14 protein-coding genes are annotated in these 19,119 nt (G+C 60.8%); 7 read left to right on the top strand and 7 right to left on the bottom strand.

Annotated elements, in window-relative coordinates:
- Window positions 1-104 precede the first annotated feature (104 nt).
- Complete coding sequence (locus tag BGC09_RS06570) at window positions 105-1,472, top strand: FtsW/RodA/SpoVE family cell cycle protein (RefSeq protein WP_069803094.1); 1,368 nt, start codon at window positions 105-107, stop codon at window positions 1,470-1,472.
- A gap of 110 nt (window positions 1,473-1,582) precedes the next feature.
- On the opposite strand, the gene BGC09_RS06565 is transcribed toward BGC09_RS06570, so the two are convergent.
- The gene (locus BGC09_RS06565; protein WP_069803093.1) at window positions 1,583-3,340 is read right to left on the bottom strand and encodes an MptA/MptB family glycosyltransferase; all 1,758 of its coding nucleotides are present in this window, start codon (window positions 3,338-3,340) and stop codon (window positions 1,583-1,585) included.
- A 275-nt stretch (window positions 3,341-3,615) separates the two neighbouring features.
- On the opposite strand from BGC09_RS06565, the gene BGC09_RS06560 reads away from it, so the two are divergent.
- Both BGC09_RS06560 and BGC09_RS06555 read left to right on the top strand, forming a co-directional pair.
- A complete protein-coding gene (locus BGC09_RS06560) occupies window positions 3,616-4,266 on the top strand; it encodes a hypothetical protein (RefSeq protein ID WP_069803092.1) in 651 nt (216 codons plus the stop codon).
- A 48-nt stretch (window positions 4,267-4,314) separates the two neighbouring features.
- Window positions 4,315-5,742 carry a hypothetical protein gene (locus BGC09_RS06555; RefSeq protein ID WP_069803091.1) on the top strand — a complete coding sequence of 476 codons (1,428 nt, stop codon included), beginning with the start codon at window positions 4,315-4,317 and terminating at the stop codon, window positions 5,740-5,742.
- A gap of 304 nt (window positions 5,743-6,046) precedes the next feature.
- Here BGC09_RS06555 and BGC09_RS06550 read toward each other — a convergent pair whose 3' ends face one another.
- Complete coding sequence (locus BGC09_RS06550) at window positions 6,047-6,415, bottom strand: lipopolysaccharide assembly protein LapA domain-containing protein (protein WP_084658033.1); 369 nt, start codon at window positions 6,413-6,415, stop codon at window positions 6,047-6,049.
- A gap of 320 nt (window positions 6,416-6,735) precedes the next feature.
- Between BGC09_RS06550 and mutS the strand changes: the two genes are divergently transcribed.
- From mutS to BGC09_RS06535, 4 genes are all read left to right on the top strand, one after another.
- Window positions 6,736-9,555 (top strand): DNA mismatch repair protein MutS, encoded by a 2,820-nt coding sequence (mutS, locus tag BGC09_RS06545; RefSeq protein WP_069803089.1) that lies wholly within the window; start codon window positions 6,736-6,738, stop codon window positions 9,553-9,555.
- A 173-nt stretch (window positions 9,556-9,728) separates the two neighbouring features.
- Entirely contained in the window at window positions 9,729-10,883 is a 1,155-nt protein-coding gene (locus BGC09_RS06540; protein ID WP_069803088.1) for an acyl-CoA dehydrogenase, read from the top strand.
- 293 nt (window positions 10,884-11,176) lie between these two features.
- Window positions 11,177-11,329, top strand: a complete 153-nt coding sequence (locus BGC09_RS22790) for a hypothetical protein (protein WP_176728858.1) — start codon at window positions 11,177-11,179, stop codon at window positions 11,327-11,329.
- A 51-nt stretch (window positions 11,330-11,380) separates the two neighbouring features.
- Complete coding sequence (locus tag BGC09_RS06535) at window positions 11,381-12,856, top strand: MFS transporter (RefSeq protein ID WP_176728857.1); 1,476 nt, start codon at window positions 11,381-11,383, stop codon at window positions 12,854-12,856.
- A 227-nt stretch (window positions 12,857-13,083) separates the two neighbouring features.
- On the opposite strand, the gene BGC09_RS06530 is transcribed toward BGC09_RS06535, so the two are convergent.
- The 5 genes from BGC09_RS06530 to BGC09_RS06510 form a co-directional block, all read right to left on the bottom strand.
- Entirely contained in the window at window positions 13,084-13,623 is a 540-nt protein-coding gene (locus BGC09_RS06530; RefSeq protein ID WP_069803087.1) for a DoxX family protein, read from the bottom strand.
- A gap of 307 nt (window positions 13,624-13,930) precedes the next feature.
- Entirely contained in the window at window positions 13,931-14,419 is a 489-nt protein-coding gene (locus BGC09_RS06525; RefSeq protein ID WP_069803086.1) for an Hsp20/alpha crystallin family protein, read from the bottom strand.
- 386 nt (window positions 14,420-14,805) lie between these two features.
- Window positions 14,806-16,950 carry a (Fe-S)-binding protein gene (locus BGC09_RS06520; RefSeq protein ID WP_069803085.1) on the bottom strand — a complete coding sequence of 715 codons (2,145 nt, stop codon included), beginning with the start codon at window positions 16,948-16,950 and terminating at the stop codon, window positions 14,806-14,808.
- A gap of 145 nt (window positions 16,951-17,095) precedes the next feature.
- Window positions 17,096-18,067 carry an electron transfer flavoprotein subunit alpha/FixB family protein gene (locus BGC09_RS06515; protein WP_069803084.1) on the bottom strand — a complete coding sequence of 324 codons (972 nt, stop codon included), beginning with the start codon at window positions 18,065-18,067 and terminating at the stop codon, window positions 17,096-17,098.
- A 14-nt stretch (window positions 18,068-18,081) separates the two neighbouring features.
- The gene (locus tag BGC09_RS06510; RefSeq protein WP_069803083.1) at window positions 18,082-18,867 is read right to left on the bottom strand and encodes an electron transfer flavoprotein subunit beta/FixA family protein; all 786 of its coding nucleotides are present in this window, start codon (window positions 18,865-18,867) and stop codon (window positions 18,082-18,084) included.
- Between the last annotated feature and the right edge of the window lie 252 nt (window positions 18,868-19,119).

The following is a 19,119-nucleotide window of genomic DNA, read 5'->3' as shown; positions in this document are numbered from 1 at the left end:
GGTCAGGTTCGATGGCGGGTTATGGGCTCGCCTGGGTTCTGTTGGGTGTGGCTCGGCGCGCTCCGGTTTGCCGAGACTTGCTGACAGTGAAAGGTCTGGCTGCAATGACGTTTCGCTATCGCTGGAAAGAACTGGGATTATTCATTATCCCGTTTCTGATTTTGCTGCTGGGCATGACCCAGCTCTTACTGGCCAATCGTGATCAGACCTCCTCTCTGAGCACACGCAATTTGCCGCCGGTCCAGGGGCTTATTCCTATTCTGGGTCTGATCGCCCTGTTTCTGACAGTCAACATTGTGCTGAGCTTCTTTTTCTCGCGGGCCGATCAAATGCTGCTGCCGCTGGTGGGCTTGCTCAGCGGCCTGGGGGTGCTGATGGCGATGCGCATCGGCCCCGATATCAATCGTTCCACGTTGGGGACGCAGCAGCTGATCTGGGTGATCCTGGGCATTATCATGTGCATGGTCACCCTCTTCGGCTTGCGGCGCATGCAGTGGCTGGAGCGCTACAAATATACCTGGGCCGTGCTCGGCCTCTTTCTGGTCTGCGTGACTCTGGTCAATACCTTCCATGTGAAGAATCTCGACAGCCCAACGCATGACCAGCTCAAGCTTGGTCCTTTTGCCTTCCAGCCCTCAGAGCTGCTCAAGATCTGCATTGTCATCTTCTTCGCGGCCTACCTGAGCGAGAATCGCGATATTCTGGCTGGCAAAGGGCCGCGCTTTGGCCCTTTCCGCCTGCCCCCGTTGCGCCAGCTCGGCCCCGTCTTTATGATGTTGGGCATTGCTCTGCTCCTCTTCCTGGTGGTACGCGAGTTAGGGCTGGCCCTCTTGATCTACAGTCTCTTCCTCTGCATGATCTATCTCAGCTCCCAAAAGAAGTCCTATGTCTTCTTTGGGTTGCTGCTGTTTGCTCTCCTGGGCTTCATTGGCTATTCCCTCTTCAGCTATGTGCGTAATCGCTTCGCGGTTGTTGGCTTTGATGTGGTGAACTGGCAACACTGGACCCAGGCCCAGACGGATTTTGCTGAGAATAAGGGGTTCCAGGTTGTCCAGGGACTGATCACCCTCTCCAGCGGTGGCATTCTCGGCGCCGGCCTCGGGCTGGGCCATCCGACGATCGTTCCGGTAGTGGAGTCGGATATGGTCCTGACCGCCCTGGGTGAGGAGTTGGGACTGGGGGGCTTGCTAGCTCTCATTGGCCTCTATCTGCTGCTGATCTACCGGGGCTACCGCATTGCTATGGAAGCTCGCGACCCCTTTAACCAGCTCCTGGCAGCGGGTCTGACCTCAATCTTTGCGCTGCAGACTCTGATTATTGCCGCTGGTAATATCAAGCTGCTTCCTCTCACTGGTATTCCCTTGCCCTTCCTGAGCTACGGTGGTAGCTCGGTGATCGCTAACTATATTATTATCGGCATTCTCCTGCGCATCTCCCACAATAGCGCTCTGGAGCGCGAAGGGCTGGCTTAGCTGACAGGGCCCCCCCTCGCTGGCTCCGCTCCGATCAGGGCCAGACTGAGCTGGAGCCGGCGCGCCGCCTGCGCAGGTACAGATGGCGCACCGGCGTCCGGGCCTGGAACTCAGGAGACTGGCAGACGTCCCCGCTGTTGCCTGTCGCTCCCTTGTCCGTGGCTCACCAGCGGCAGCGGCTGCTCTGCCAGCGTTGACCAGGTCTGCTGGCGCCGGCGCTGAGTCAGTACCAACGGAATGACCAGCAGCAGGAAGGACCAGCCCCATAGGCCGCGCAGCCAGCTGATTTGTAAGCCGGGTAAGAAGGGAAGCCCGGTGCGCTCCATCCCCCAGACATAGCCAGCATAGATTGAAAGCATGCAGAAGGCGGTGAAGGCCGCAGTAACCGCAAAAGCCCGCGAGCGCAGCAGGGCTGGCCGGCCCTTGCCACTCACCAGCGCAAGCAGGCTCAGGCCAACCCAGCTTACCAGATACCACGGCCAGAACCAGGTAGAGCCAACACTGCAGAAGAGAAGCCAGGCCAGGGCCATCCAGCCGAAGAGCGCGGAGAGGGAACGGATGGAGGCAGGCCGCCGTAAGGCGTGGAGGCAGAGACCAGCGTAGGTGAGTATAAAGAGCAAACTGGCGATCGTGTGGGCCACACTCTCCGGAAGGGACCCCGTATTTGGATTCATCTGGATCAAGCGGATATGGACAATGGTCGCGTAAAGATGAACTAAAAATTCATATAGTGTATTACGGGCCATCGAGGCACTGGGGTTGACCCGGAAGAGGCGCAGCACGGCGCCGTGGTGCCAGAATGGCCAATAGAGCAGCACGATACAGCTCACATACGTGAGGAGCATGGCCGCTGGTAGACGCAGGCGCAGCCAGAGAGGGCGCCGCTCCTCCTGTGCCAGAAGGAAGAGGAGCAGCCCGGGGAAGATGACGATGAAGGTGATTTTGAGACAGGCCGCCAGGGCCAGGGCCAGAGTGGCCGCCAGCAGCCAGGGCACTTGCTGGCGGCGTTGCCAGCGGAGAAGGAGCCAGCAGGCTAGCATGATCAGGAAGAGAATGGTGGCATCGTTGTGAGCGTTGACACAGGCTTCCAGAAGAAGGAGAGGATTCCAGGCCAGGGCCAGGGTGGCGGTGAGACGGGCCAGGCGAAGGCGCGGAGAGGCGCTCTCCTGCGGCGCAAGCGCCAGGCTGCTGCCGCTCCACAGAAGAATGGTGGCCCCAAGGTGCATGGCCAGGCCGAAAAGGCGTAGGAGCAGCACCATGCTCCAGACGCTGCTGTGGTGCAGCTGTAGTGCCAGCCACTGGAGCAGGCTGGTGCAGGCGATCCAGGTCGGGCCGTAGGCCGAGGGTTGAGTGGTCCAAAAGATGTATTGATAGATGGGGTCCTCAGAGATGGCAACGGGGAGGGTGGTCAGGGGATTGAGATGGTAAATTACGCCTATGCGGGCATAGGTAATGTAGGAGAAAACGTCTTGTGAAGTCAGAGCAGGATATAATACTAAAATGAAACCGAGGAAAGCCGTTGATAAGAGGATAAAGCGGTAGGAGATCAAGGGAGGCAAGGCGCGGAGGGCTAGCAGATAGAGCAGGCAGACCAGCGCCAAACCTCCCCAGAACAGGAGCAGGTCGTGCCAGTTGAGCGGAGCATTGTGCAGGGCCTGAGCGTCCAGGGGATGGCGCGGCGAGACAGGTGGCTGGTGGGGGAAAAGCAGGCGCGTTGGCAGAAGAAGCCAATGTTCTACCCACGAGCCGGGAAATGCCTGGTAGAAGTAGAGCGCGCGCAGGGGAAGGATGAGGCCAAGGGCCATCAGGGCCATCCCTAGCAGCAGTGCAAAGAAGACGGGTCGCGATCCTGAAGAAGGCTCCGTCATCCCTGATTCTTTTTTTGTATAGCCTTGAGCTAGAGGAGTTGCTGGATATGTCATCTGGAAAGGTACCCCCGCCGTGGTCTGTGGACTATCCACGCCCTGGTCCTGTTGGGCAAGGACCAGTACCAGTATTTTTACCTATCGCTAGGTATAAATACCTAAACATAGTATACGGTCTCGTGTAAAGTGCCGCTTGTTCGTGGGGACCAGGCATGGTATACTTTGGCAGAAGGGAGCCGCGTGCCATTCAAGCGACTGCTGTGAGCAGAGCAAGTACGATGGGCCAGTACCAGCAATGGCTACTCTGTCAGGAGACAGACCAGAGCCTGAGACGGAAACTGGAGGCGCTGGAAGCTGAGCGAGCCGCTTTGCTAGAGCGGCTCGGCCAGTTAGAGCGAGTGCAGCCGCGGCCAGAGAATCAGCTCGTGCGTCTTCTGCTGAGCGCGCTAGAGGAGGAAGGGCAGCAGCAGGGTCAGCAGGCGCGTGTGAATCTCTCGCCGCCCTCGCCGCCGCCCTCCTCTAGTGGTGCGAGAGCCTGGCCAAGGCATCACACGAGCGAGGTCACTGGAAGCCTTGGCCCTGCTCCTGCCCCTACCCCTGCTCCTGCTCCTGTCCCTGCTCCTGCCCCTACGCAGGCACCGTTGCCTGCTGCAGGCCCAGAGCAGCGTGGTGGTGGGCTTTCTGCTCCTCATCAGGAGAGCCTGGCTCAGCTGGGATGGCCAGTGAAGTTGCAGGAACTTGAGCTGCCTGAGTGGCTTCATCGTCTGACCGTCTCCTCGGGTAAAGATCGGCGCCCTGGTCCCATCGATGAAGAGCGGATACGCACCAATCGCCTGGTACAGCGCTGGTTGGAGCGCTGGGGGCGCATTTCCCCCTCGCCATCTTCGTCCCACTCCTCCGCTTTGGGAGAGGGCCCGGCCCAGGAGTGAAGGCTCCTGCCAACTGACTGGCCCCGTGCTCTGCTTGAGGATACCAAGATGAACAACAGCGAGCAGTTGCTGCATCTCTACAGCCGCCTGAGCCGGCGCGACATCGAGGAGTTCTATGCTGGCTATCAGCTCTGGTTAGCCGAGCAGCGTCTGGCCGTCTTGCAGGCGGAGATCCAGGCCCTGCGTCAGCAGATTGAGCAGAACGCCGAGCGCCTGCGTCAGCTTCAGCCCCCGGAGGGAGTGTTAAACCTCCTGACGACCCTGCGCGCGTGGGGGGTCAGCGATGTCGTCCTGCTCGATCGTCTCTGCGAACGTGGCGAGGAATGGTTGCAGGCCATGTTTCGTCGGCTTGAGACCTGTCAGCGGCTGGGCCTCTTTGACGGCGATTATACGCGCTGGTGTGAGCATGCTCTGGAGGGAGCCTATGACTGGCTCGATTCGATCGAGGAGGGGACGCTGCTGGCGGCGGAGACTGCCACTCAGGCTGGGACGGGGAGCAGGACCCTGGCGGAGAGTGAAGAAGGGGATCTTGACAATGGGCTAAGCGAAGACGAGTTCCTGCGCCGTCTGCTCTCCGAAGAGGCCACTGCAGGGAGTCTGCCTGCAATCGTGCCTGCGGAGGTGGTGGTAGTCGACGGCGCTGAAGCTCCGGTAGTGGAGCCTTCAACGTCCGAGCAGGCGACTCCAGCGGAGGTGGTTCCCCTTTCTGAAGAAGAGATCTTCCTGGCGACAGAGGCCGGACTGGCGGGCGGAGCCGCGACAGCAGAGGGGCCAGGTGGGCAGGAAGAGGCCGCGCCGGAAGTGGAGACGCGGGAGAGCACCGTCGAGAGCGAGATGTCTGAGACGTCTCTCAGTGAGGCCCCGCTAGAGCAGCTCCCCTCTTCTCTGGCCGAGCCGGCCATGCGTGAGTATGTCGGTAGCGCTGTCGATGGGGCAACAACGGCCTCCGACGAAAACCACGATCTGACCAACGAAGAGGGCGCGGAGAAGAGAGAGAGGCCCTCGGTTGAGCAAGAGACAGACCACGCTCTGGCGGGGGCATTCTATGAGTTTAGCGCTGCTGGTTCTCCCGAAGGGGCCTCTGTGAGAGAGGAAGTGATCTGGCCCGAGGGAGAGGATCGGTCTGCGGGGGAGGCAGCAGACCGGTCTGACCCAGCAGATGAGGTCGCTGTTGAGCCAGGATGCGAAAGCAATGGGGAGGAGCCAGAGCTATCGGAGGTTGCTGCCGAGGTGGAGGTCGAGGGCAGCGCGGCGGCGGCTGACGAGACCAGGGCGGCGGCCCTGGCTGACCTGGAGGAGCCGGAGCCGCCGCAGGCGGAGGAGCAGATGCAGGCCAGGCCCGAGACCGTGAAGAAGGATGAAGGGGAGGATGATCCCAACGAAACGGTTGGCATAGAGGAAGGGGAGGAAGATACAGCGGCAGAGCTGCGTTTCTGGCAGCGCATTTTTGGCCGGCATAGTGTCGAACTTGATTGAGCAGCTGGCATCTTGTGCGCTGTCCTTCCCTGTCAAACAGCCGGACCGAGGAGGCGGGGCAGAGCAGAGCAGGAGAGGAGAAAAGACCCCAGGGGACGGGAAGCGGAAGCCCGTCCTTTTGTTTGTTATAGTGGCGGTTCACGGAGCGGAGCTTGCTCAGTCCAATCCTGGTAATTGAATTGGCCCTGGCCACTGACTACTGGCCAAACGTCGGGCGAGAGAAACCGTCTCACCTACACCTGGAGAGGGGAGAGCAGGATCTCCCTCCCTCGGACCAGCGAGGCGAGGTGGAGCAGCCCTCGCCTTAATAGGCTCCAGGCGGATAACCGGCAGGAGGGCCAGGGTGGTGGCCAGGAAGTGTGCCGGGACCGGGCATACCTGGGATACCGGGCATTGGCACAACCGGTGGCATCTGCGGGAGCGGCCCGGAAGGAATGCGCGCCGCCTGCAGAGCTGCTGCCTTCTCTCGCTCAAGTTCGGCCACACGCTTGCGCAGTTGCTCCAGCTCTCGCCGGTCCCTGAGCGAGGCCAGAACTGCGATTACATAGAAGACCAGTGCGCCCAAGAGGAACGAAAGCAAAAGCAGCACTCCCAGCGGGAGAGGAATGTGGAGGTGCCAGGAGAAGAGTGACAGCTCGACGTCGCTCAATGGAGACCCGTTTGCAGTCATCATGGTGCACCGTTCAACAGCAGATCTATCGATGCGTGCTCATGGTTACATATAGCCGGCATCTTGACGCTCATGCACGAGCTTACCTTGCGAGCGAGATAGGAGGAAGGGCCGCGCCAGGAAGAGCCGGGCCTCGCGACGTAGTTCCTCCAACCCACACGGGGATGTTCAAAGTATATGCAAAAGCTGATCGTACTGGCAACCGGGTAGGACTGAACAGCTAGGCGTGCTCATGAGCAGCAGGATGGCTAGAACGCTTTTACAAAGCGGCGGATTCGGGGTAAACTAAGCATCACGCCAAGAGTCTCTGGGAGAGGTGAACCGTGCTATTTGAGGAGTACGAGAGAGAGCAGCAGAGCAACCATAGTCCGATCCGGTCTCAATATCTCGCCATCAAGGAGCGCTATCCCGACACCATCCTCTTTTTCCGTATGGGCGACTTCTATGAGATGTTTGATGAGGATGCCGAGATCGTGGCCCGAGAGCTGGAGATTGCCCTGACGCGGCGCGACTTTGGCCGTGGAGAGAAGGCTCCGATGGCTGGAGTGCCGCATCAGGCCGCCGACAGCTACATTGCTCGCCTGGTGAGCAAGGGCTACCGGGTGGCTGTCTGCGAGCAAGTCAGCGACCCTGCCCTCTCGCGGGGGCTGGTAGAGCGCGAGGTGACGCGCATTGTAACACCGGGAACCGTGGTTGAGCCGGCCATGCTGGCAGCCAAGCGCAATAACTTTCTGGCGGCGGCGGTTATGGGGCGCAACGCCGTTGGAGTAGCCTATGTGGATATCACCACGGGCGAATTCGCCGCGACGCAGATTGCGACCAGCGAGCCGGAGCTGACCTTGCAGCAAGAGATGGCGCGCATCGCGCCGGCGGAGGTCCTGGTGGAGGCCCACTATGGGCAGCAAAGCAATCGCAAGCGGCGCTGGCTGGCAGCAGTGATGAGTGAAAAGCCGGTTCCCCGCCTTGGCAGCAATGGTGATCCCGACGGTGCGGCGGCCCTGTTGGGTGAGCAGGACGAGCTGGAGGAGGATGACGACGAGGAGTTTGCTCCGCTGGCGCGACTCTTTAAAGGGCTGGCCGGCCATGTCACCCCCTACGATGCACGCTTCTTCAGTGAGGCCGATGCGCGTCATCGCCTGCAGACTCACTTTGGCGTCGTCTCTCTAGAGGGCTTTGGCTGCGAAAGGCTGCCGCTGGCCATCCGCGCCGCTGGGGCTGTTCTGGCCTACGTCCAAGAGACGCAGAAGGAGATCGTGCCCCAACTCACCGCCCTGGAGACCTACTCGACCGCTCATTTTATGACTCTTGATCCCCACACGCGGCGCAACCTGGAACTCTTCGAGAGTGGCCGCAGCGGCACCCTCAAAGGCTCGCTGCTCTGGGTACTCGACCGCACGCGCACCCCGATGGGTGGGCGCCTGTTGCGCCGCTGGCTCGGTCAGCCGCTGCTGGATCTCGCCGCGCTGCGCCAGCGCCAGGAAGTAATCGCGGAGCTATTGGCGGCCCCACTGCTGCGGGCGCGCCTGGGCGAGATTCTCAAGAAGATCGGCGATGTTGAGCGCCTGATCAATCGTGTACGCCAGCGCATCGCTGGCCCGCGCGACCTTATCGCTCTGGCGAGCAGCCTGCGAGGGGCGTCGGAGATTCGCGCCGATCTGGCTGCCGCCGATGAAGAGGGAGCGGCAGCGCTGCACTCGATGCCCTCGCTAGCGACCTTACTGCAGCGACTGGCTGATACCGAAGATGTCATCACGCTCATTGAGCGCGCCATTGTAGCGGAGCCTCCGGCCAGCATCTCCGAGGGGGGGATCATTCGGCCTGGCTTCAGCGAAGAGCTTGATCAGTTGCGCGCGATCTCTCAGGACGGACAGCGCTGGTTAGAGCGTCTGGAGCAGCGCGAGCGCGCTCGAACGGGCATCAGCTCCCTCAAGGTAGGGTATAACAAAAACACCGGCTATTTCATCGAAGTCTCCAATGCTCATAAGCAGCGCGTGCCTGCCGACTACCAGCGGCGTCAGACCCTGACCAACAGCGAGCGTTTTGTGACGCCGGAGCTGAAGGAGTACGAGGCGACCATCCTCAATGCGCGTGAGCGCATCAACAAGCTGGAGAGCGAGCTGTTCGCCCAGATCCGGGCGGAGATCGCCGCGCAAGGCGCTGAGCGGGTGCTGGCCACAGCCCACGCCCTGGCCGAGATCGACGTTTATCTCAGTCTGGCCGAAGTGGCGGCGCGCAATAACTATTGTCGTCCCGAGTTAAACGACGGCGATACCATTCGCATCATCGCCGGGCGCCACCCGGTCGTTGAGCAGGCTCAGCCGGACGTGCCCTTTGTCCCCAACGATGCAGAGCTCTCGAATCACGAGGCCCAGATTCTTATTATCACCGGGCCAAATATGGCCGGAAAATCCACCTACCTGCGCCAGGTGGCTCTGATTACGCTCATGGCCCAGATCGGCAGCTATGTGCCGGCCCAGACGGCCACTATTGGCATTGTGGATCGTATCTTTACGCGCATCGGGGCTCAGGACGACCTGGCGACAGGCCAGAGTACCTTTATGGTCGAGATGGTGGAGACGGCCAATATTTTGCACCATGCCACCCCGCGTAGTCTGGTAATTCTCGATGAGATCGGACGCGGCACCAGCACCTACGATGGCCTGGCCATCGCGCGGGCGGTCGTCGAGTATCTGCATAACAATAAGCGCTGTGGGGCGCGGACGCTCTTCGCCACGCACTATCACGAGCTGGTGGAGGTGGCGCGCGTCCTGCCACGCATTCGCTGCTTTAATGTGGCCGTGAGTGAGGAGGAGGGCCGCATCGTCTTTCTGCGCAAGATTGTCCCGGGTGGGGCCGATCGCAGCTATGGGGTGCATGTGGCAGAGCTGGCCGGCATTCCACGCCCGGTCATCCATCGGGCCCAGGAGATCCTGGCCGAGTTGGAGCGCAAGGGCGAGGCCCAGGCGCGACGCAAGGCCATGAAGGATATGACCATGCCCTTGGGCTGGCAGATGACGCTCTTCGCCGCTGAGCCGCATCCAATCCTTGAGGAGCTGAAGACCCTGGATATCGAGAGCCTGACGCCGATCGAGGCCATCAGCAAGCTCTACGAGCTACAGCAGCGGGCGCGCCGTGAGGGCTGAGTCCCTGTCTGTTACACAGAAAGGGGCAGCGCCTGCTCGCTCACTCTTCAACGGGAGCGGGAGTCTGTCCACCTGGCATGGGGGCGGCCTCTCTGTGGTATATTCCAAAACACAATGGTTGTGTCCTGTGCTTTCTTTGTCTCTAGTCGATATCCAGCAAAGGAGCGTCGTCTATGGCGGTTTCTCATCTCTCTCCCGAAGAAGAGGAGCTGATTGCGGCTATTCGCGAAATTGCAACCGAGCGTGTGGCGCCGCGCGCGGCGGAGATAGATCGCACGGGGGAATTCCCCTGGGATATGAAAGAGCTGTTGGCGCAGCAGGATATCTACGCTATGCCCTTCCCCGTGGAGTACGGTGGTCTCGGCTCGACGAAGCTGGCGGTGGTGCGCGCTATTGAAGAGCTGTCGCGCTGCTGTGCCACAACGGGCCTGCTGCTGGCAGTGCAGCAGCTGGGAGCCATGCCGATTCTGCTGGCCGGCAGCGAGGAGCAGAAACGCAAGTATGTACCACCGCTGGCGCGCGGCGAGTGGCTGGCGGCCTTCGGTCTGACCGAGGCCGGCTCTGGCTCGGATGCGGCGGCGATGCGCACTGTCGCGGTGCGCAAAGGGGACCGCTACATACTCAATGGCTCGAAGCGCTTCATCACGAATGGCGGCCTGGCTCAGGTCAACACGGTCTTTGCCCTGACTGATCCGCAGGCGGGGACGCGCGGCATCAGCGCTTTCATTGTAGAACGGGATTTTCCAGGCTTCGCCGTGGGGCGCGTGGAAGATAAAATGGGGATCAAGGGCTCGCAGACGGCAGAGCTGATCTTTAATGATTGTGAGGTGCCAGCAGAGAACCTGATTGGGCGCGAGGGCGATGGCTTCCACATTGCCATGCGCACCCTGGATCGCACGCGGCCCGGCATTGGGGCCCAGGCGGTAGGCATCGCTCAGGGGGCGCTGGATCTGGCTGTCTCCTATTCCAGGCAGCGGGTACAGTTCGGACGCCCGATTGCTGAGAACCAGGGCATTCAGTTTATGCTGGCCGACATGGCCACGAAGGTCGAGGCAGCACGCTTGCTGGTCTACAATGTGGCGGAGATGATCGATCGTGGCGAGGAGCGCTTTACGATGTACTCGTCGATGGCCAAGATGTTCGCCTCGGATATCGCGATGGAGGTGACCAGCGACGCTATCCAGATCCTGGGCGGCTATGGGTACATGAAGGAGTATCCGGCAGAGCGAATGCTCCGCGACGCCAAGATCACCCAGATCTATGAGGGAACCAATCAGATTCAGCGCCTGGTGATTGCGCGCGAGTTGCTGACGCGAGCTTCAGCCTAGCTGAGGCTAGCAACAGAGAGCAATCAGTGCCTGCTTTTATCCAGCAGCGAGAGGCGCGGCTGCCACAGCAGAAGCCTGGTTCAGGGCTGCGCCTCTCCTGGTGAAAGGCGGAACCAGAACCCTGTACTGCACGGCACGCGCAGCAGCTCTAGCACTTCATCATCGGAGAGGCGCTCGGGTTTGCAGATAAAAGGTGTGATACGAGCAAATAGCTTCATACCGAGTGATATGATCGATCATCTTCGATGGCTTTGTGCTATCATGAAGAAGGTGGGTAGGAGGGGCGCCGTCCAATGGACAATGGCAATCTGACGCTCCTTCGCAGCACCCGGCCCGGCATCGGGCGGGCAGCACAGCACAGTGGGCAAAGCCGCCGCCAGCAAGTCATGCTCATCGAGCCAGCAGTCAGGAGCATCAGGCACGATCTGCGGCTGGACTGTCCTTGAAGGCCCGCCGGTGTCTGATTGGCAGACCTGATGAGAGATGGGCACAGCGTCATGAAAAAGTTGCAATACAAATGGATCGCGCTCTCGGTTGTCACCCTTGGCTCCTTAATGGTTGCCATTGACTCGACCATCGTTATTCTTGCCCTGCCGGCCATGTTGCAGGACCTTCATTCTGACCTGGTGCGTATGACCTGGGTGATTACCAGCTATTTGCTGATCAGCACCGTGCTGCTGCTCTCCTTTGGCAGAATGGCGGACATGTTTGGCCGCGTCCGCCTCTATAATCTGGGCTTTCTGGTCTTCACCATTGGCTCTGTCCTCTGCGGTCTGGCTCCCAACGATCTCTTTCTGATTGCGGCCCGGGTTCTCCAGGGAGCTGGGGGGGCCATGCTCAACGCCAATGCGATGGCCATCATCACCGAAGTCTTTCCGCCGGGCGAGCGTGGCACAGCGATGGGCTTCAACTCCATTACCTGGGGGGCTGGCAGTGTGCTTGGTCCTGTCCTTGGTGGTCTCATCCTCTCGCTTGCCAGCTGGCGCTGGATCTTCCTGGTCAATCTGCCCGTTGGTCTGATAGCGATGCTCGCCGCTTATTTTCTCCTGCACGAGATTGCTCCGCGTCAGCGACGCGAGCCTTTCGACATCCTTGGAGCCCTGCTCTTCTGCATCGGTCTGGTGGGTCTCCTCTTTGGCCTTCTGGAAGGCATCAGCGTTGGCTGGCGCTCGCCGCTCATTGTGGCTCTCCTTCTCATTGGCCTGATAGCTCTACTCGCCTTCCTCTGGCGCGAGCGTCACTATGCCTCTCCCATGCTGAACCTGCAGCTATTCAGCAACCGCGTCTACGCATTCTCGGTTCTAGCGGCCATGCTCCAATCGCTAGCCGTCTTCGCGGTCAACTTTCTCGTCATCTTCTATCTGCAGGGTGTGCGTGGCTACTCGCCGCTGGTAGCGGCCTTGCTCATTCTCCCGCTGCCTCTCTTCATTTCCTTGGTGGGGCCGCTTGGGGGGCGTTGGGCTGATCGGATCGGTGGGGCCATACCGGCCACCATCGGCCTGGCTATCCAGGCGCTCGCCCTGGTGCTGTTGGGACTGCTGACGCCGACCACGCCCTACTGGCAACTGGCTCTCATTCTGGCTTTGATGGGCATCGGCGGCTCCTTCTTCTGGTCGCCGAACACCAGCACCGCCATGAGTGCGGCCCCGCGCAGCCATCTGAGCGTTGCCTCTGCCACCCTCAACACCCTGCGCAACGTAGGTATGATCTTCAGCTTCGCCGTCGCCCTGGACGTCGCTGCTGTCTCCATGCCGCCAGCCCTGGTGGCCAGCGTCTTTTTGGGCACTGTCGGGCATCTGGCGCCCGCCATTGCCCAGGCTTTTACCGCCGCGATGGATCACGCCTTTCTGGCTTCGGCCCTGATCTGTGTGCTGGCCATAGCCTGCTCACTGGTACGGGCCGATAAAGGTCCACAGCTGACGGGTCTCACCAGCGCGCCGCTGCAACCCACGGCTTCCGAGCGCCAGGAGTAAGTCAGCAGCGAACCTGGGTGGAATCGCTGGTACGGTCCGCTCCGTAGCGCAGCACAGCACACGAACAGGGAGCCTCGCTAGCGAGCTAGCTAGCCAGAACTCCGCTGTTGAGGTGGTGAGGTCCCCATTCTTCTGCCCAAAAAAACCTGTGCCGGGCAGGAGGTGGTAGGAGGAAGATCCCTGCCCGGCAGTCTCCCCGAGACTCGCGGATTTCCCGTCTGTGCTGATCAGGGCTGGATAGCGCCCTGGGCTGGCTCCTGCGAACGCCGGGCCAGCAGATTGCCCAGCGGGATCAGGATCAGCAGCAGCGCGATCAGAACCACCAGTCCGATCAAGAAGGTCAGCGGCTGAGGCGGAGCGAAAGTGAGCAGCTGGTCCAGCGAGAAGCTACCGGCGCCCGTCAGGCCGAGTACGACGCCCATCATCAGCAGGGTCAGATTGAACTCAAAGCCGCCCTGGCTGTTCCAGAAGCCCTTAGCCCAGTGCACCCTGGCGATGGCCACCAGCATCGAACCCATTGGGAGCAAGACCGCCAGAGGCGTCAGCAGGCCCAGTGCTACCAGCAAACCGCCGCCGAACTCGCCCAGGGCCACGACCCAGGCCCAGAACGGAGCCGGCTGCAGGCCCAGCCTGCTCATCATCTCCTGCGTGCCACGCAGGCCATGACCGCCGAACAGACCGAACAGCTTCTGAGCACCATGAGCCATAATGATGAGACCAAGTGTCAGACGCAACAGCAAGAGACCGGTGGCAAGAAGCGCGTTCATGGTCCTCTCCTCCTTTCCTTAGACATCCAGAAGAAAGAGATGTCAGATCAGACCAGACACACTCTCTGTCAAGGAAGCAGAGTGCTAACGAGCAAAGCTCATTGAGAGACGATGGACAAAACAAGGAAACGAGTGAGAGAGACAGCCTGGCGAAAGCCGTTCGTCAGCCAGGCCAGACCAGACCAGACAAGGACAGCGCCCGATAAAGCGGGGGCCGCTCAAGCCACGCGCCGGAGGACAGGGGCGGCGCTCCTTGCTTGGAGCGGCCCCTGCCTGCCGCTATCTCAGCTGATGAATGAGCGAGCGATCACCGGGCGAGGCTTGACTCAACCGTCAGCGGCTGATCGGAGCCGCTGCGTACACTGATGTGCTTCGGACGATTCTCCTCCCTAACAGGCAGCCAGAGTGTCAGCACGCCGTGTTCGTAAGTACACTCCACGTGATCGGCATCGATGGGTTTCGGGAACGTCAAGCTACGCTCAAAGTGGCCAGGCGTAATCTCCTGAGCCAGCCAGTGCACCTGCTCATCGGGGCCAACAAAGGCCGGCAGCTGGCCCTTGAGCGTCAACGTATTCTGCTGAATACTCACATCCAGCTCCTCCGGCTTCACGCCGGGAACCAGCATGCGCACCCGATACCCCTGCTCCGTCTCGTAAGCATCCAGCTGCGCAACTGGACTCTGGCGACCCACCAGCGGCCAACCAGTACGAACGAAGCTCTGCTCAAAGAGCTGATCAATCGCCTTGCGCAGGCTCAGCGCCTCGCGGAAAGGATCAAACGGTAGCAGTGTTGTCATTGCTCACACCTCCGTACTGACCCACATCCGTCTCTTTCTGAGAAGAAGAAGCCCGCAACCTCCCACCACGACTAACCCAACCCATTGACCGTCACCTCACCTGCCGGGCGGAGCCGGATGGATAGGCGCCAGCTCAGCCCAGTCACCGCCCTGGCAACCGCCTCCAGCGTCCGCCGGCACCCGCTCTTTCATTCGTCCGACCATAGTATAGTCCATCTCACAAAAAATGTCAAGTCATATAACGGTTTTCTGACAATCTTCTAACACAGCTCTAACAGTGTCTCTAGAGAGAGAAGAAAGCGCCCCAGTGCAGTTAACCGGGGCGCCTCAAGGAGAGACAATGGAGGAGAGAGAATGAAAGGGACTGAACGGGGCAGAGACGGGAGCTACTGACCGGTGCGAGCCGGGGCAGGTGTAGCGGCCTCCTCCAGGGCGCGGGCCACGATCTCCGCGATATCCTCGACCTGGAGGCGCTCCTCCGCCTCCACGCCCTTCACGCCATCCTCAAACATCATAATACAGAACGGGCAAGCCGCTGCCAGCACCTCGGCCTCTGTCTCCAGAGCCTCATTGACGCGCGTCTGATTGACCCGCTTACCGAGGCGCTCCTCCATCCAGGCGCGACCGCCGCCGCCGCCGCAGCAGAAACTCTTATTGCGGTTGCGGCGCATCTCCGTGACCCCGTTGCTATTGAGCACCGTCAACACGCGGCGCGGCTCATCGTAGACCCCATTATAGCGGCCAACATAGCAAGGGTCGTGGTAGGTCAGCTTACGCTGATCGAAGCCGGTGGGGAGCTGCAGGCGGCCCTCCTTGATCAAGCGATCGATGAAAACACTATGGTGGATCACCTCATAGTGGCCGCCGAGCTGTGGATACTCATTCTTAATCGTATTGAAGCAGTGCGGGCAAGCCGTAATGATAGTCCGTGGGCGGGCGGTCTGGCCGTTATGGCCGTGGCCATTGTGGGCGGTCTCGGTCTCCGTCTGAGCGGTATTAAAGCCGTAGCTATTGAGCACCTCAATATTCTGCTGGGCCATCATCTGCCAGAGGTACTCATTGCCGATGCGGCGAGCCGGGTCGCCCGTGCAGGACTCCTCGGGGCCGAGGATAGCGAAATTCACCCCGGCGGCCTTCAGAATCTTCACCAGCGCTGTCGCCACCTTCCGGTTCCGCTGATCGAAAGACCCCATGCAGCCGACCCAATAGAGCACCTCGGCATCGGGGTTTTCCGCCATCAGCGGCACACCCAGGCCCGCGGCCCACTCCGCGCGGCGATCGTTACTGATCTCCCACGGATTGCCATTGCGCTCGATATTGTTGAACAGCGACGTCACCTCGGGAGGGAAATCGCTCTCCTCCATCACCAGAGAGCGCCGCATATCCACGATCTTGGGCACATGCTCGATCGAAACCGGGCAGATCTCCATACAGGCGCCGCAGGTAGTGCAGGCCCAGAGTGCCTCTTTACTGATCACCCCGCCCACGAGCGGCTGAATCTCCTCATGGCCGTTGCCGCCGCGCACATCGGCCAGCGGCAGCTTCTGGAAAAGATTCGGCTCACCCACGATCTCATGACGGCGGTCGAGCAGCGACTCCTTGACGCCCAGGATAATCTCCTTGGGCAGCAGCGGCTTACCGGTATTCGTAGCCGGGCAGACCGTATTGCAGCGACCGCACTCCGTACAGGCGTAGCCATCCAGTAGCTGCTTCCAGGTAAACTGCTCTGCCTTAGAGACCCCGTAGTCCTCGCGCTCCTCCAGGTTCTCCAACAGCGGCAGCGCGCCGCGGGGACCATAGTTACGGAAGAAGACATTGAAGGGCGTCGCCATCAGATGCAAATGCTTCGATCCCGGTAGATAGACCAGGAAGCCCAGCACCGTCAGGATGTGGGCCCACCAGAAGACGCGGTAGAGGACCACGTTGGTGGCCGTGCCCAGGCCATAGAAGGAGGGGCCAAGCCAGGAACCGATCAGAGACCACTCCTCGCCGTGGCTGGCGGCAAAGCCGAAGGTCTCAACCAGGGCCAGGGTCAGCAGGACCAGGAAAATGAGGCCCAGGATAATAAAGCCGTCCCACGGGCCGTGCAGGCGGCTCGATAACTGTCGGGGACGCACGATACCGCGCCGGATCGCGAAGACAATCAGCGAGACCAGCACGAAAAGCACAAAGAGGTCGAGCAAGGCTGCAAACGTATGATCGTGGCCGATCAGCGGGAGCGAGCCGTTAAAAGCTCCCAGGATCAGATTCAGCAGCCCGAACTGAATAATGATAAAGCCCCAGAAGGTAAAAAAGTGTGCCAGGCCGGGGATTGGATCGCGCAGGACGCCGCTCTGACCGAGCACCACCAGCAGGAAATCGCCGATGCGCTCCTCCAGATGATCGGTGCGATCCTCGCGGCGAGCCTTAGCCAGCAGCGTCACCAGCTGCCCGGCGCGCAGGCCGAAAACTGTCAGCGCCGCCAGGAAAATTACCACAAAGATAGTCGTCCCGATCCACCCACCGGTTGGAGAAATGGCAGGGGGTGCCATGACAACCTCCCTTAAAGGCGGCGGGGCCCCGTCGCCCTGCCTATCTGCCTGCTTGCTGCTTTGCAGCGGCAGCCGTGCCCCACCGCAGTAGTATGCTGCTTCTTGCCTGCTTGTGCGTCAGCGAGAACGAGCGAGCGTAAGCGCGCTAGAGCTGGGCTTTACGCCGCTTCACTTCCTCGGTCAGCTGGGGCAGGATCGTCAGCACATCGCCGACGATGCCCAAATCGGCCACTGAGAAGATCGGCGCGTGCTCATCCTTATTGATGGCGATGATATACTTCGAGCCTTTCATGCCAGCCAGATGCTGGATCGCGCCGCTAATGCCGCAAGCAATATAGAGGGTTGGCTTGACCGTCTTGCCAGTCTGTCCGATCTGATAGCTGTAGGGAAGCCAGCCGGCATCGACGATAGCTCGTGTCGCGCCCGGCGCTCCGCCGAGCACTGCCGCCAGCTCCTCGACCAGGTGGTAATTCTCGGCCTTCCCCAGACCGCGGCCTCCACTCACAATAATGCTGGCATCCTCCAGGGCGGGGCCTTCGCTCTGGACCTCGACGCGGTCGAGGATCTTCATCTGCTGCGACTCGGGCCGCAGCGTCACCGAGAGCTGCTCGATCTCAGCCTGACGGCCCTCGAAACGCTCCACCGAGAAAGCTTTCGGGCGCGTCAGCACGATTCCCGTTCCCTGATAAGGATGGGTGGCGACCACGACGTTCTCTCCGCCCCAGGGGACCGTCACCTCCAGGCGCTCGCCCTCGTAGCGGAGGTCGGTAGCATCCGTGATCAGGCCCAGATTGTGGCGGGCGCTCAGGCGAGCAGCGATATCGCGGACATCGTAGGTGGTGGGGAAGAGCAGAAGATCGGGCTGCTGCCGCTGCAGCAAATCGCTGATGGTATCGACAGCGGGGAGCGTCAGGTAGGTATCGTAAGTAGGATCGGCGTGGACGTAGACCTTTTCGGCGCCAAACTCACCCAGGGAGGGGGCCACCGTCGCGGCGGCGGAGCCGAGTACAATCGCCTCGGCGCGACCCAGATGGGCGGCCTTACTGAGCACCTCAAGAGACGAGCGAGCTGGCCGGCCATCCTCGATTTCGACCAGGACCCAGATCGTTTTTGCCATAACCTGCACTCCTCCTAGAGCAACTGGTGACGCTGCAAGAAGTCGGCAATGATCTCGGCAGCGTTGCCCTCGTCCTTAATAATCTGCCCGGCGGCGCGGGCCTCGGCCTTCCCGATGGAGAGGATCTGCTCGCGGGCGCCGGCCTCCCCGACCTGCGACGGCTCCAGCCCGAGATCGCTCAGGCTCAACTGACTGAAGGGCTTCTTGCGCGCACTCATAATGCCCTTCATCGTCGGATAGATGGCCTCGAAGGAGCCGCTGGCGATGGTCACCACGGCGGGCAAAGGACTCTCGACCACCTCATAGCCGGTCTGCGTGACGCGCTTGATCACGGCTTTGCTCCCCTCGACGGTAATCTCGCGCGCAAAGGTGAGCTGGGGCAGGCCCAGCAACTCGGCAATCGCCCCAGGCACCATGCCGGTGTAGCCATCGGTGCTCTCGGTCGAGCAGAAGATCAGATCGGGACTCTCGCGCTTGAGGGCGGCAGCCAGTGTGCGCGCCGTGCCCAGCACATCCGAACCAGCCAGGGCCGGATCACTAATGAGAATCGCGCGGTCAACGCCCATCGCCAGGGCGCGTCGCAGGGCCTCCTGGGCACTGGCTGGGCCCATGCTGATCGCTGTCAGCTCGCTGTTGCCGAGACTATCGCGCAGCTTGATCGCAGCCGCGATCGTTGTCTCGTCTCCCGGGTCAAGCACCAGCGAGACCCCGGTGCGCACCAGTCGTTTTGTGGCAGGGTCAAGCTTGCTTTCGACGGTGTTGGGGTCTGGAATCTGCTTTACACAGACGAAGATCTTCATTGCGTTGTTGCCTCATCTTACCTATGTGCGAGCAAAGGCGCAAGACACAAGACAGCCTACAACTGCGTAAGATGGCGCCTTCTCTGCAAAGAAGAACGGCAACGCCTTCTTTGCCTTCTTTGCCATTCTCCATCGGAAAAGGGCCGTGTGCTGTCTGCGTTCGTCAGAAGAGAGGACTGCCCCGGGCGCCTTACGTCTGCACAGATTCTCTCGCTATGGATAGAACGAGCAGGCCAATCGCTGTATTTACCA

Origin of the sequence: Thermogemmatispora onikobensis (assembly GCF_001748285.1) — a bacterium.
Taxonomy (GTDB): Bacteria; Chloroflexota; Ktedonobacteria; order Ktedonobacterales; family Ktedonobacteraceae; genus Thermogemmatispora; species Thermogemmatispora onikobensis.
This window is presented reverse-complemented; position numbering and strand designations above follow the sequence as displayed.